The organism is Myxococcus sp. AB036A (genome assembly GCF_006547355.1).
Classification (GTDB): Bacteria; Myxococcota; Myxococcia; order Myxococcales; family Myxococcaceae; genus Myxococcus; species Myxococcus virescens.
The window spans coordinates 127,248-140,701 of sequence record NZ_VHLC01000008.1; the positions used below are offsets into that span (position 1 = coordinate 127,248).

At 68.2% G+C, this 13,454-nt stretch carries 12 protein-coding genes; 6 read left to right on the plus strand and 6 right to left on the minus strand.

Features of this window, described 5'->3' with window-relative positions; all coding sequences use genetic code 11:
- Nucleotides 1-5: 5 nt before the first annotated feature.
- Nucleotides 6-761, minus strand: coding sequence for an energy transducer TonB (locus tag FL344_RS05680; protein WP_141593426.1), 756 nt, complete (start codon nucleotides 759-761; stop codon nucleotides 6-8).
- A 234-nt stretch (nucleotides 762-995) separates the two neighbouring features.
- Here FL344_RS05680 and FL344_RS05685 point away from each other — a divergent pair, with 234 nt between their 5' ends.
- The 4 genes from FL344_RS05685 to FL344_RS05700 all read left to right on the plus strand — a co-directional run bounded on the left by FL344_RS05685 (nucleotide 996) and on the right by FL344_RS05700 (nucleotide 7,618).
- On the plus strand, nucleotides 996-4,181 hold the full coding sequence (locus FL344_RS05685) for a TonB-dependent receptor (protein WP_228564804.1): 3,186 nt from the start codon (nucleotides 996-998) through the stop codon (nucleotides 4,179-4,181).
- A gap of 36 nt (nucleotides 4,182-4,217) precedes the next feature.
- Nucleotides 4,218-4,928: a hypothetical protein gene (locus FL344_RS05690; RefSeq protein WP_141617805.1), complete on the plus strand. Its 711-nt coding sequence runs from the start codon at nucleotides 4,218-4,220 to the stop codon at nucleotides 4,926-4,928.
- A gap of 131 nt (nucleotides 4,929-5,059) precedes the next feature.
- Nucleotides 5,060-6,604, plus strand: a complete 1,545-nt coding sequence (locus FL344_RS05695; RefSeq protein ID WP_141617806.1) for a radical SAM protein — start codon at nucleotides 5,060-5,062, stop codon at nucleotides 6,602-6,604.
- 96 nt (nucleotides 6,605-6,700) lie between these two features.
- A complete protein-coding gene (locus FL344_RS05700; RefSeq protein WP_228558435.1) occupies nucleotides 6,701-7,618 on the plus strand; it encodes a hypothetical protein in 918 nt (305 codons plus the stop codon).
- Between the two features lie 122 nt (nucleotides 7,619-7,740).
- On the opposite strand, the gene FL344_RS05705 is transcribed toward FL344_RS05700, so the two are convergent.
- Nucleotides 7,741-8,322: a hypothetical protein gene (locus tag FL344_RS05705; protein ID WP_141593422.1), complete on the minus strand. Its 582-nt coding sequence runs from the start codon at nucleotides 8,320-8,322 to the stop codon at nucleotides 7,741-7,743.
- A 6-nt stretch (nucleotides 8,323-8,328) separates the two neighbouring features.
- Nucleotides 8,329-8,889, minus strand: a complete 561-nt coding sequence (locus tag FL344_RS05710) for a DUF4920 domain-containing protein (protein ID WP_194858607.1) — start codon at nucleotides 8,887-8,889, stop codon at nucleotides 8,329-8,331.
- Between the two features lie 88 nt (nucleotides 8,890-8,977).
- Here FL344_RS05710 and FL344_RS05715 point away from each other — a divergent pair, with 88 nt between their 5' ends.
- Together FL344_RS05715 and plsY are read left to right on the plus strand one after the other, a co-directional pair.
- Nucleotides 8,978-9,409, plus strand: coding sequence for a DUF2752 domain-containing protein (locus tag FL344_RS05715; RefSeq protein WP_026113824.1), 432 nt, complete (start codon nucleotides 8,978-8,980; stop codon nucleotides 9,407-9,409).
- Between the two features lie 10 nt (nucleotides 9,410-9,419).
- Nucleotides 9,420-9,998 carry a glycerol-3-phosphate 1-O-acyltransferase PlsY gene (plsY, locus tag FL344_RS05720; protein WP_090484442.1) on the plus strand — a complete coding sequence of 193 codons (579 nt, stop codon included), beginning with the start codon at nucleotides 9,420-9,422 and terminating at the stop codon, nucleotides 9,996-9,998.
- On the opposite strand, the gene FL344_RS05725 is transcribed toward plsY, so the two are convergent.
- The 3 genes from FL344_RS05725 to FL344_RS05735 form a co-directional block, all read right to left on the minus strand.
- Nucleotides 9,915-11,216, minus strand: coding sequence for a THUMP domain-containing protein (locus FL344_RS05725; RefSeq protein WP_141593420.1), 1,302 nt, complete (start codon nucleotides 11,214-11,216; stop codon nucleotides 9,915-9,917). The genes plsY and FL344_RS05725 overlap by 84 nt on opposite strands.
- A 6-nt stretch (nucleotides 11,217-11,222) precedes the next feature.
- Nucleotides 11,223-11,507 (minus strand): antibiotic biosynthesis monooxygenase, encoded by a 285-nt coding sequence (locus tag FL344_RS05730; protein WP_163884327.1) that lies wholly within the window; start codon nucleotides 11,505-11,507, stop codon nucleotides 11,223-11,225.
- 119 nt (nucleotides 11,508-11,626) lie between these two features.
- On the minus strand, nucleotides 11,627-13,454 hold a 1,828-nt coding region (locus FL344_RS05735; protein ID WP_141617807.1), incomplete at its 5' end, for a DNA translocase FtsK.

Sequence of the window (13,454 nt, forward strand, 5' to 3'; positions counted from 1 at the left end):
CGGACTCAGCGCGGCAGCTTGAAGTTCAGGGTGAAGGTGTAGTCCACCTGCACAGGACGGCCCTGGAACGTGACCGGCTTGTAGCGCGACGACGCCAGCGCGTCCAGGACGGCCCGGTCCATGTGGGGCAGGGGCTTGATGATCCGGCAGTTCTCCACTCGACCTTCCACGGTGACGATGCACTTCACGATCATCGTTCCCTGGACGCGAGCCTCGAGCGCCTCACGAGAGTACTCGGGCTGAGGACCGGACAGCTTCTCCGGCCGCGTCATGCCCGCACCGAACGGAAGCACGTCGGTTCCCGTCCCGCCAAGCTGGCCGCCGACCACGCCGCCAATCACACCACCGACGACACCACCGACGACGCCGCCGACCACGCCACCTTCCACGCCGCCCTCGACGGCTTCTTCACTCGCCTCTTCTTCTTCAGAAGGAGGCTCTTCGGAGGGCTCCACTTCCTTCGGGACCTCCTTCGGAATCTCCTTCGGCTGGACGATGGCGTCCGGCTTCTTGGGCTTCTTCGGCTGCGTCTTCGGCTTGCTCGAAGAGGCAGGAGGCGGTGGAGGAGGAGGGGGCGGCGGAGGCGGTGCCATGGTCGCCTTCAGCGTGACCTCAATCTCCTTCTCCTCCTCGACGGGCGGTCGCGTCGACAGCCAGATGGAGAGGCCGAACAGCGCCACATGGAGGATAACCGAGACAGTAGCCCCGACGCCGAATCGCGACTTGGGCCCCTGACCACGGTCAAGGACTGAATCGAACATGCACTAGACTCCTCTTCACCAGTGGACACCCATTGGCGACGCTCCGCCCGGATGAAAGGGCGCGCTACCATACAGAAACGCGTTCCAGGTTCAAGCAAGCACGGTCGACGGACGGGGCGTGATCGCGCAATTGCCCCACTGGTTACCAAAAAGCAACGGTCTATTGACAACTGCTCGACCTCGGATATTTTCCCGGGTCATTTTCACTTGCAGCCCACCTTGGAGGGGTCTGGTATGCACTTGAACCGAGTGCTCCGGGAAACCGGAGTTGTTGTCGCCGCAGGTCTGCTGTACGGATCCGCGGCTTTCGCACAGTCGAGCACGATCATCGGTACTGTGATCGACGCTCAGAGTCGGCAGCCTGCCGCTGACGTCGTTGTGACCGCCACCTCGCCCAACCTTCAGGGTGAGCAGACGGTCGTCACCGACGCGCAGGGTAACTACCGCATCCCCCAGTTGCCCCCCGGCGACTATACCCTGCGGTTCGAGAAGGAGCAGTTCAAGCCGTACGCGCGCTCCGCCATCCAGCTGCGCCTCAACCGCACCATCCGCGTCAACGTGGAGCTGCTCCCCGAGGCGCTCGGTGAGGTGGTTGAGATCGTCGGCGCGCCCCCGACCATCGACGTGGGTTCCACGACGATGGGCGTGAACGTCGATCAGGAGTTCATCAAGCGCATCGCTGTTGCGCGTCCGGGTGGTAAGGGCGGCGCGACCCGCTCCTTCGAGTCCCTGGCCGAGCTCGCGCCTGGCGCCCAGAACGACAACTACGGCGTGTCCATCAACGGCTCGACCTCGCCTGAGAACGGCTACGTGGTGGACGGCCTGTCCACGAACGACCCGGCCTTCGGCGTGAACGCCAGCCCGTTGAGCATCGAGTTCGTGCAGGACGTGAACATCATCACCGGCGGTTACATGCCGGAGTTCGGCCGGTCAACCGGCGGCGTCATCAACGCGGTCACCCGGTCGGGCTCCAACGAGTTCCACGGCTCCGTGTTCGCGAACTGGACGCCGGGCACCCTCGAGGGTACCCGCAAGCAGATTCGTGAAGAGGGCACGGTCATCACCGGCCAGAACCAGCTGCAGAACCTGGGCGACTTCGGCGCCACCCTCGGTGGTCCGATCCTCAAGGACAAGCTGTGGTTCTTCGCCGGCTTCGCGCCGTCGTTCACCCGCTACCAGCACACCCGCACGCTCAACGCGCTGCGCGTCGATGACGCGGGCAACCCCATCCGGGACGAGACCGACTTCTCGGTCGTGGATCCGATCCCCGGCTCCGCCACGAACTACTACGCCGACTCCCGTACCATTCAGTATATGGGTAAGTTGACGTACCTCATCAACCAGGACCACAACGTGTCGTTCGCCCTGAACGGCACGCCGACCTCGACGGGTGGCCTTGGGAAGCTGAGCGTCAATCCCCAGTCGGGAGGCCTGCCGGGCGTGCTGGCTTCCCGTCCGGGTGACTTCGGTCTCACGGAGACGAAGGCCAACACGACGTCGATGGCCCTGAAGTACGCCGGTGCCTTCGCGGACAAGAAGGTCCTCGTTGATGCGAACCTCGGCTGGTTCCACCAGACCGCGTCCACCCTGCCGGGTGACGGCAGCAACCTGGGCGATCGCACGGGCCTGGCTGGCTACTCGCGGATGGTGTACACCAACCCGCGCCCGCTGACCCTGTTCGAGTCCCTGCCCGCCGGGCAGGAGGGTGCCTGCGGCAGCACGCCCGAAGAGCAGCTGATCCGCTGCCCGGTGACGGGCTACGCGGTGGGCGGCCCTGCCTTCATGAGCGACCAGACGCTGGATCGCTACCAGGCCAACGCGAAGGCCACCTACCTGCTGAACGCGCTGGGCACCCACGTGTTCAAGGCTGGCGTGGACGTCGAGTTGCTGTCGTTCGACCAGGTGAAGGCGTACGGCGGCGGCGTGTACTACCAGGAGGCCACGTCGGGTTGGACTGCGGCCCAGGGCCCGGCGCTGAGCGACGCCCGTCGCTACGGCTACCAGACGGGGCCGGACTCCGCGGTCACGCAGCTCACCCAGGTCGCCAAGACGACCAGCACCACGGTTGGTGGCTTCCTCCAGGACTCCTGGTCCATCGCGAACCGCGTGACCCTGAACCTGGGCGTCCGGTACGACGTGCAGGCGCTCTACGGCGGCAACGGTGACCTCTCGCTGCTGCTCGGCAATCAGTGGTCGCCGCGTATCGGCGCCATCGTCGACCCGTTCGCCAACGGCCGCGCGAAGGTGTTCGTGAACTTCGCTCGCTACTACGAGCAGGTTCCGCTCAACCTGATGGACCGCGCGTTCCCGGGTGAGAACCGCATCAGCGCGCGTCGCTCGCTCGCGGAGCCCGGCCAGGGCACGGCGACCTCGTGCGACCCGTCCAGCTTCGAGAGCCAGCAGGCCACCTGCGCCGGTGACGGCAATCTGCTCGCGATCCCGGAGAGCAGCCGCAACGTGAACCGCTTCTACACGGGCGGCACGGCAGCCGGCACGCCGGTCGACCCGGACCTCAAGGCCCAGTCGTCCGACGAAATCGTGGTCGGCGCCGAGTACGAAGTGCTGGCGAACACCCGCCTGGGTGCGAGCTACACGCACAAGGACATGAACTCGGTCATCGAGGACATGAGCCGCGACGACGGCAACACGTACTTCCTTGGTAACCCTGGCAGCGGCTTCGCTGGTGAGTTCCCGACGCCGGTTCGTAACTACGACAACGTCACCGTCTACCTGAACCGTACGTTCGCCGACGGCTGGCTCGCCCAGGCCAACTACACCTGGTCGCGCCTGTACGGTAACTACCCCGGTCTGTTCCGTCCTGAGACGGGCCAGCTCGACCCGAACATCCTCTCGGACTTCGACCTCATCGAGCTCCTGGAGAACCGCACGGGTCTGCTGCCGTTCGACCGCACGCACCAGATCAAGGTCTTCGGTGCGAAGGAGTTCAACATCTCGAACGCCCTGTCGGCGAGCGTGGGTGTCTCCTATCGCGGTAACTCGGGTACGCCGATCAACTACTGGGGCAGCCACTGGGCCTACCTCCAGGACGAGTCCTTCGTGCTCCCCCGTGGCGCTGGCGGCCGTACGCCGTGGATCAACACCATCGACTCCAACATTGGCGTGAACTACCGCGTCAGCAAGGACAGCGTGGTGTCGTTCACCCTGGACGTGTTCAACCTCTTCAACTTCCAGGGCGTGAACACGGTCGACCAGACGTACACCCTGCGCGACATCAAGCCCATCCCGGGTGGTACGCCTGCGGACCTGGAGAACCTCCCGGGCCGCGTGGAGTTCCAGGATGAGGCGCAGCGTGACGAGCCCTTCGGCACTGTCGACGGCGACGTGAACAAGAACTTCAAGAACCCGACCTCGTACCAGGCGCCCCGTCAGGTCCGCTTCGGCATCCGGTACACGTTCTAATCCCAGGCCCAATCACGGAATCGGAACATCAGTCACATGACCAAGAACATCGTGAAAACTGCGTTGGTTCTCCTGGGCACGGGAAGCCTGCTGACGGGTTGCAGCTTCGATCAGCCTGAAGTCGGTTGCTTCGTGCAGGAGTCTCCCCACTGGGCCGTGAAGTACGACCAGGTGGAGGCCCCTCGGGATGCCGCTGGCAATGCGTGCGACACCGTCGCTCCGCCCGCGGAGATGGTGGGTGTGTACCGGTACATCAACCTCGATGACGGTACGGCGAAGCTCGCCCTCCGCCCTCAGGGCTTGGCGAGCCGTGGCACCGCGGACGAGACCACAGACCAGAGCGAGCAGTCCGCGCTGGGCGACCTGGCGAATGACCGCGACGCCGAGGACTTCTGCAACGCGCCGAGCTTCCCGGCGGCTCGCGTCAACGTGGCCTCCCCGGCGAACCAGATCGTGTACCAGTACGCCAATGTTCGCGTGTACTCGGCGCCTTCGGCTCCGGGCACCCAGATGACGGGTGAGCTGACCTACACGAACAACGGCTGCACCTCGAAGTACGTGATGAACGCCATCTGGCCGGCCGTCGGTTGCGACCCCGAGTCGGATGCCCCTGCGGACAACTGCGGTCCGGGCTCCGGCCTGAACCCGGACTTCGCGGCGACGTGCATCACCACCGCGAACTGCGCCATCTTCGCGGGCGCGGATAACTGCTGCGTCCCGACGAACCAGGTCCCGTCGTTCAAGTAGTCGAACAAGTCGTCTGCTGAACCGCGCCACCCCACCTGGGTGGCGCACCTCGGCCCCGGCGGTCTCTCCCCACATGGGAGTGGCTGACCGGGGCCGCGGTGTTTAAAAGGCTGGACCTGTACTGGAGGCACATGGAGGGCCGTTACTCACTCATCGAGCGCGTTCGCAGCTTGCTGGCGGACGAACAGGGCACGCTGCACAAGGCGGCGCCCTACCGGGTGGCCCTCTGCTACCCCAGCCCCTACCACGTGGGCATGAGCTCGCTTGGCTACCAGGCCATCTACCGTGAAATCCACGAGCATCCTGGCGCGACGGCCGAGCGCGTCTTCCTCCCGGATGACGTGGACGCCTTCAAGCGCACCCGGACGCCGCTCTTCACCTGGGAGTCCCAGGCCCCTGTCGCTGACTTCGACATGCTGGCCTTCTCCGTGGCGTATGAGCTGGAGCTGACGGGGCTCTTCTCAATGTTGGAGCTGACGGGCATCCCGCTCCTGGCGGAGGAGCGCCAGGATGGCCGCTATCCGCTCGTGGTGGGCGGCGGGCCGTTGACGTTCTCCAACCCGGATCCGCTGGAGCCCTTCGTGGACGTGCTCGTCCAGGGCGAGGCGGAGGATTTGATCCACCTGCTGGTAGAGGCCGCGGCGACCATGGACCGCGAGGCCCTCCTGGCGCACCTGGCGCGCATCCCGGGCTTCCGCGTGCCCGGGCGGGGCGGAGCGCGGTACCACGTGGCCAAGGCCACGGATTCACGGCTGCCTGCCCGGTCGCAAATCGTGACACCGCACACCGAGCTGCGCTCGATGTTCCTCATCGAGCCGGAGCGGGGCTGCTCCCGGGGCTGCCATTACTGCGTCATGCGGCGCACCACGAATGGCGGCATGCGCACGGTGCCGCCGGAGCGGATCCTGTCCCTGATTCCGGAGCATGCCCGCCGGGTCGGGCTGGTGGGCGCGGCGGTGACGGACCATCCGCGCATCGTCGAGTTGCTCCGGACGATTGTGGATTCAGGCCGTGAGGTGGGGGTGTCCTCCCTGCGCGCGGACCGGCTGACCCAGGATCTGGTGGATCAGCTCCGGCGGGGAGGGGCCACCAACCTCACGGTGGCGGCGGACGGCCCGTCACAGCGCCTGCGGGACATGGTGGACCGGAAGCACTCGGAGGAACAGATTGTCCGGGCCGCGACGTTCGCCCGCACGGCGGGGATGAAGCAGCTCAAGGTGTACAACGTCGTGGGTCTGCCGACCGAAGAGGACGCGGACATCGACGAGCTCATCCGCTTCACCAGCGAGCTGTCCCGCATCCTCCCGGTGGCACTGGGCGTGGCGCCTTTCGTGGCCAAGCGGAACACGCCCTTGGATGGCGCTCCCTTCACGGGCATTCGCGAGGTGGAGGGGCGGCTGGAGCGACTGCGCAAGGGGCTCCGGGGGCGCGCCGAGGTGCGCCCGACGTCCGCGCGCTGGGCCTGGGTGGAGTACATGCTGGCTCAGTGCGGTCCGGAGGCGGGGCTGGCGGCCATGGATGCCTGGAAGGCCGGAGGGAACTTCGCGGCCTGGAAGCGGGCCTTCGACGCCCGGGACTGCGAGCCGTACCTGGCCCGGCGGGTGGAGGACGGTCGGCGCAACCCCGTCCTGTGGCCCACTGTGCCGAGGACCGCGCCCCCGGCGTCCGCCGCCTGACGTGGGATTGCACGTGGTGGTGCACGTCCGCCCCGGCTTCCGCTAGAAGGCCGCTTGGCGCGCCGATGGCCGGCGTCCAGGGCAGCGGAGATCCAGGTGAGCACGCAGCGAGTGGACAAGTCGTGGCAGCAGAAGGGCCTGAAGGAGTACTCGACGGAGGCCCTGCTCGGGACGCTCGGCCATTACGGCATTGCCGTGGGCGAAGACGACTTCCGCAAGCTGGCGGAGACGGCCTTCCCGCTGGGCATTGCCCAGCAGTGGCGGCCGCAGTGGAAGGGCACCGGCCCCTTCAAGGACTTCGCGGTGGCGGCGGCGGTGGAGCTGTGGAGCCGCTGGCTTCCGGACCGCGTGGCGCCCATGGAGATGGCCGACACGCTGGCGAACCTGATGCAGCAGCTGTCGTTCCTGTTGGGTGGGCGGCAGGACGCGGCGGTGGACGCCGCCTTCGAGAAGATGAACGCGGTGCGCGCGAAGATGCCGCTCGACGAGAAGGGGGCGCCGCAGGAGCGCTTCATGCGCGAGGCGCTGGCGCCCTTCACGGAGAAGCAGGCCGAAATCTTCGACAGCCTCGCAGAGGCGCTGGCGTCGTCGGGCCACGTGGGCCACGCGGAGTCCTTCGCGGACCTGGAGGAGTTCCTCCTGCCGGACCGCCGTGGAATCTCGCGCGCCATCGTCCGCGCGGCGAAGGGTGAGCTGGGGCCTGCCACCGAGGACATGGTGAAGCTCACCGAGGACACCGAGCGCTCGCCCATCGCGCGCCTGCTGGCGGTGGATGGCCTCATCCACATCAAGGCGCACGGTCAGGCGGCGGCGGCGGCCCGCACGCTGCTTGCGGCGGCGGAGAACGGCGGTGACCTGCACCTCGCGCTGGACCTCGTCCCCCGCCTGGAGCACGTCTACAAGGCGCAGAACGACCGCGAGTCGCTGCTGGAGCTGATGGGCATCTCCGAGCGCCTGGAGGCGGCCCACGACAAGATTCACCCCGGCCACCGCCGTCACCGTCACGGTCGCTGAGGTACGCGCGTGACAGGGGGCCTGCGTGGCCTCCTGTCACAGCCCGGGGGAAGCGTGGGCCCGTCCGCGGCTCCGCGCCCGGGAAAGAGGGCGCCAGCGAGCCGCGCTTCCGCCCCTTCGTCCTAGCCGTTCGTCTCCTGTCCCTGAGGAGATTCGGAGGTGGGCGGCACCTCTTCCGCCACGTCCTTCGCGCCGCCCCGGCGCTTCAGCGGAACGCGAAGCACGCCGGGGACACCTTCCGCCACGTCCCGCACGGAAACAACGGCGCCCACGGTGGTGTAGCGGATGGCGCCCGTCTGGGTGAAGGCGTGCTTGAGCGGGTACTCCTTCGCTCGGGGAAGGAACCACTCGCGCGCCGCCTTCATGGGCACGACGTGCAGCTCTCCCTGCGAGAGGAAGACGTACACCAGCAGGTCCGCGCCGCTGTAGAGGAAGCAGCCCGGGGTGTCCTTCTCCAGGTTGGACACCAGCTCGAAGAAGTAGCGGCGGCGGGTGGCGTTGCGGTCGCCCTTTACCTCGATGCCGCGCACCTCTCCCGAGGGGAGCTCCCAGAGCAGGTCCACACCCCGGTGCTGGAAGCGCGGGTCCAACTGCACGTCATGCACGCGCGAGCCCGGCTCCGTCTCCAACATCCATGCTCGGGCGTGCTGCACGGCGCGGTCCGCCGCGCTCTGCACGCCGCGCATGCTGAAGCTTCGTGCCATGTCGTCTCAGCGGCGAAGTTCGACGCCCGTGGCCACCAACTGCACCTCACGCGGCTTGCCATCGGCGCCGCGGGGGACGATGGCGCCCTCCGACTCGTAGTGCTGGGCGCGGCTGTCGGTCAGCTCGGCCACCTTCAGCACGCCTTCCACGCGCGCCTGCGCGCCCGCGGAGTCCAGGGGGACGAAGAAGCCGTAGTCCTTGAACGTCACGCGCACGCCCGGGCCCTTGTCCTGGCCGTTCGCCGCCAGCTCCATCCAGCAGCCCTTGCGCTCACACGCCTTGCGCACCTGCCCCTCGAGCAGCACCGTCTTGCCGTCGTGCGCCTGCGGCCTGGCCAGCACGTCCGCGAGCTTCACCGCCTTGGCTCCCTTGAGCGGCTCGCCGCGGGTGAGCTTCCAGCCATCGGACGCGCCTTCGGCCTTGGGCGCGGTCTGCGCCTGCGGGGCGGGCGGGTGGTGGCAGTCGGCCTCGGCGGCCTTGCCCGCCTTGGCGGACGACTTGTCACCCGCGACGGCAACCAGGGGAACGGCGACCAGCAGCATCAGGGACGTGCGGAGCGTGTTCATACCCCGTCCGCTTAGCCAAAAGTCTTTGCTCCGGCAAGGCGACCCCCGTACTAAAGTCCATCCATCCGCACACGCTGAGGAGGTGCGCTTGAAGGTCGTCATCCCTCCCCGCAACCGTCGTTTCAGCACCGTGGACGCCATGGGGCTCGCCGGCGTGGTGGGGCTGCTCGTGGCGCGCTACATCCCGGTGGCCCGCATCATCCCCTTCTGGGGCTGTGTGCTCAGGGAGCAGACCGGGTGGCCCTGCCTCGGCTGCGGTCTGACGCGGGTGGCCGACCGGGTATCGCACCTCAACTTCGCCGGCGCCTGGGAGGCCAACCCCCTGGGAACGGTGGCGGCCATCGTGTTCGCCCTGGCGGCGGTGGTCATGGTGCTGCACCTGGTGTTCGCGATGCCCATCCCCCAGGTGGAGCTCTCCCCCCGCGAGTGGAGCGTCCTGGGTGTCGTGACGCCCATCATCATCCTGGTCAATTACGCCTACGTGGTGGTGAAGACGCGCTTCCCCCACCTGCTGCTGTAGCCTCTGCGTCGTGACTTCCGCGCTCGTCCTGCTGGGCTACCTCGCCGGCTCCATTCCCTTCGGTGTGTTGCTGACGCGGTGGCTGCGCGGGGTGGACGTGCGCAAGGGCGGTAGCGGGAACATCGGCGCCACCAACGTCACGCGTGTGGCGGGCAAGAAGCTGGGCGCGGTGGTGTTGCTGCTGGATGCCATCAAGGGGGCGTTGCCCGTGGTCCTGGCGGTACGTCTGCTGCCAGATGCGCCCACCGTGCACGTGGCGGTGGGGCTGGCCGCGGTGCTGGGCCACATCTACCCGGTGTGGCTGAAGCTCCAGGGCGGCAAGGGCGTGGCCACCGCGCTGGGCGTGCTGCTGGTGCTGGTGCCCCAGGCCGCGCTGGCGGGCGCGCTGGCGTATGTCACCGTCTTCGCCGTGTCGCGCGTGAGCTCGCTGGGCTCGCTGGCGGCGGGGGCCACGGCGGTGGGCACGTCGGCGCTCACCGCGCGGGCCGTGGAATACGCGGGACTCTCAGCCCTCCTTTTCGCCCTCATGCTGTGGACGCACCGGGGCAACATCCGCCGGCTGGCGCGGCGCACCGAGCGGCGCTTCTGAACCGTCCCCGGTGTCACCCCGAGCGCTGCCACCGTCTGGAGGACGGTAGCCCAGCAGCGAGCAGGCGATGGGGCCGTTCCAGAGGTCCCGCTTCGCGGAGGGGCGCGCATGGAAGGCGCTCTCGAAGCCGGGGTTGCCGCAGATGACCCACACGCGCCAGCCCGGCACGCGCAGCGACTCGCCCAGCTTGAAGTAGAAGCTCTTCATGCCCTTCTGGCCGCCCGTGCCGAGCCGGTCGCCGTAGGGCGGGTTGGTGACGAGCAGTCCGCCTGTCTCCGGCAGCGGCGGCAGCCGGGTCGCGTCACCTTCGGCCAGCTGGATTTCCTCCGTCAGGCGTGCGGCGCGCACGTTGCGGCTGGCGGCCTCCAGCGCCTCCGGGTCCTTGTCGAAGCCGAGCAGCGGTACCTCCACCTTCCGCTCGTTGCGGCGGGCATCCGCGCGCATGTCCGCGAGCAGCTCGCGGGCTCGGGCGCCCAGCTCCGGCCAGCGCTCCACCGCGAAGTCCCGGTTGAGCCCGGGCGCGCGCCGGCGGGCGATGAGGCCTGCCTCGATGAGCAACGTGCCGGAGCCGCACATCGGGTCCACCAGGCCCTCCGTCCCCGTGTAGTTCGCCGCGCGCAGCACCGCCGCGGCCAGCGTCTCCTTCAGCGGGGCGGGCGTGGGGCGCACGCGGTAGCCCCGGCGGTGCAGCGGCTCACCGCACAGGTCCAGGGACAGGGACAGCGTTTCACGGGCGAGGTGCGCCACCACGCGGATGTCCGGGTCCCTGGTATTCACGTCCGGCCGGGCGCCCTTCGTGTCGCGCATCCGGTCGACGATGGCGTCTTTCACCTTGAGGGCCACGAAGCCGGAGTGGCTGTGCTCGCTGTCCTTCAGCGTGGCATCCACCGCGAAGGTGTGTTCGGGGGTGAGGTGCTCCTCCCAGGGGATGCTGGCGGCGGCTTCGTAGAGGCCTTCCGCGCCCCGGGCCTCGAAGGCGCCCAGCGGGTAGAGCACGCGCATGGCGATGCGGGACCAGAGCGCCACCATGAGCGCCTCGTCGAGCGTGGCCATGAAGCGGACACCGCCGCGGTCCTGGCGGATGCGGCGGGCGCCGAGCTCCTTCAGCTCGTCGGCCAGGAGGTCCTCGGTGCCGCGAGCGGCGGTGGCGAAAAGGGCAATGCGTTCAGCCATGGGATTCCGCCCATAGACGACACCGGGCCGCTTGGGAACCGGCATCGCGTTTCATGTGCCCACCACCTCGTAGAGGGCGAAGGTGGCGTCCTCCTGCTGGGCGCTCGCCTCCCGCGCCCGCTGGAAGTCCTCGGACTGAAAGTAGGCCCGCATGGAGGCCTTGTCCCGCCAGCGCGTCACCAGCATCAGCTCCGGCGGCCGTTCGAAGGAGCGCAGCACCTCCAGCCCCAGAAAGCCCGGGTATCCGTCCACCGCCCGCGTGCGCGCCTGGAAGCGGGCGACCAGGCGGTCCGCTTCCTCGGGGGCCGGCCGGAAGCGGGAGATGGCGACAATCATGGGCACGCCTCGGTGGAAAGCAGTGAGGGCGTCCGGGCCGAGCCAGGACGCCCCCGTGAAGTGGAACCGCCAGGGCCACCGCCTCCCATCCCATCCGGGAGACGGCGGCCACGTGGGCCTTACATGGCCCCGGCGCCGGGCATGTCGCCGAGGCCCCGGATGAGCACCTCGCGGGGCTTGGCACCATCCGCCGCGCCCACCACGCCGTCGCGCTCCATCCGCTCAATCATGCGCGCCGCGCGGTTGTAGCCGATGCGCATCTTGCGCTGGAGCATGGAGATGGAGACGGCCCGCATCTCGCTGACCGTCGCGAGCGCCTGGTCGTACAGCTCGTCGGACAGCTCGTCCTCCTCGCCGCCACCTTCCACGTCCTCGTCGCGCGGCTTGAGGATGGAGTCGTCGTAGACGGGCTTGCCCTGGGCCTTGAGGTGGTCCACCGCCTTCTTGATTTCGTTCTCCGACACGAAGGCGCCGTGCACGCGCTGCAGGTGCGCGCTGGTGGGCGGCATGATGAGCATGTCGCCCATGCCCAGCAGGGCCTCCGCGCCGACCGTGCCCAGAATCGTCATCGAGTCCGGCTTCGAGCGCAGCATGAAGCTGACGCGCGTGGGGAAGTTGGCCTTGATGACGCCGGTGACGACGTCCGTGGACGGGCGCTGCGTGGCGACCATCAGGTGGATGCCGGCCGCGCGGGCCATCTGCGCCAGGCGAGCGACGTAGGTCTCCACCTCGCGGCTGGCCACCATCATCAGGTCGGCGAGCTCGTCGATGATGACCACGATGTAGGGCAGCTTCTTGAGCTGCTTCTTCTCCGGCTCGGTGGACTCGCTGGCCTCCAGCGCCTCGGTGTCCTCGGACTCGGCCTCCAGCTCCGGAGCCTCGGCTTCCTCGGACGCCTGCGCGTCGAGCATGTCGTCCTCGTCGTCCCGGGGGGCGGCGACGCCCAGGCTCTCGCCGCCCGCGGGCATGGAGGACTTGGGGCTTTCGCCATCGAGCACGAGCACGTTCTTCGGCTTCGCCTTCTTCTTCGGCGCGGACTCGGTGGTCGTCTTCACCTCCACCGCGGTGCTCTCCACCAGCTTGTTGAAGCCGGCGATGTTGCGCACGCCCGCCTCGGACAGCATCTGGTAGCGGCGCTCCATCTCCTCCACGGCCCAGCGCAGCGCGAGCGCCGCCTTCTTCGGGTCCGTCACCACCGGCAGCAGCAGGTGGGGGATGCCCTCGTAGACGGAGAGCTCCAGCATCTTCGGGTCCACCATGATGAAGCGGACCTCCTCGGGCGTGGCCTTGAGGAGGATGCTCATGATCATGGAGTTCACCGCCACCGACTTACCGGAGCCGGTGGTGCCGGCGATGAGCAGGTGGGGCGCCTTGGCCAGGTCGAGGACGTACGGCATGCCCTCGATGTCCTTGCCCACGCACATGGTCAGCTTGCTGGCGCCCTTGTTGAAGGCGTCCTGCTCGGCAATCTCCTTGAGGTAGACGGTTTCGCGGTCCCGGTTCGGCACCTCGATGCCCACCACGCCCTTGCCAGGGATGGGGGCGACGATGCGCACGCGCATGGCCTCCATGGCCATGGCGAGGTCGTCCGCGAGCGCGGCAATCTTGCTCACCTTGATGCCGGGGCCCGGGAGGAACTCGTACATGGTGACGACGGGGCCGGGGCGAATCTCCACCACCTCGCCGACGATGCCGAAGTCCGCCAGCTTCGCGCGCAGCTTCTCCGCCGTGGACAGGTACACATCCTTGTCCAGCGCGGAGCGCTCCGTCTTGTCGTACTCGAGCACGTCGAGCGGCGGCAGCGAGAAGCTCTTGCGGTCGCCGACGAACTCGAACTGGTCCTGGCTCTTCTTGACGGTGGGCTTGGGCGGAGCCTTGGGCTCCACGATGAGCGGCATGCGCGCCAGCGCGGCCGGCTGCGCGGGGATGATGTCGGCCGCGCTGGCG

Coding starts and splice junctions, on each gene's coding strand:
- FL344_RS05680 (WP_141593426.1), bottom strand. CDS start 761: ATGTTCGATTCAGTCCTTGACCGTGGTCAGGGGCCCAAGTCGCGATTC.
- FL344_RS05685 (WP_228564804.1), top strand. CDS start 996: ATGCACTTGAACCGAGTGCTCCGGGAAACCGGAGTTGTTGTCGCCGCA.
- FL344_RS05690 (WP_141617805.1), top strand. CDS start 4,218: ATGACCAAGAACATCGTGAAAACTGCGTTGGTTCTCCTGGGCACGGGA.
- FL344_RS05695 (WP_141617806.1), top strand. CDS start 5,060: ATGGAGGGCCGTTACTCACTCATCGAGCGCGTTCGCAGCTTGCTGGCG.
- FL344_RS05705 (WP_141593422.1), bottom strand. CDS start 8,322: ATGGCACGAAGCTTCAGCATGCGCGGCGTGCAGAGCGCGGCGGACCGC.
- FL344_RS05710 (WP_194858607.1), bottom strand. CDS start 8,889: ATGAACACGCTCCGCACGTCCCTGATGCTGCTGGTCGCCGTTCCCCTG.
- FL344_RS05725 (WP_141593420.1), bottom strand. CDS start 11,216: ATGCCGGTTCCCAAGCGGCCCGGTGTCGTCTATGGGCGGAATCCCATG.
- FL344_RS05730 (WP_163884327.1), bottom strand. CDS start 11,507: ATGATTGTCGCCATCTCCCGCTTCCGGCCGGCCCCCGAGGAAGCGGAC.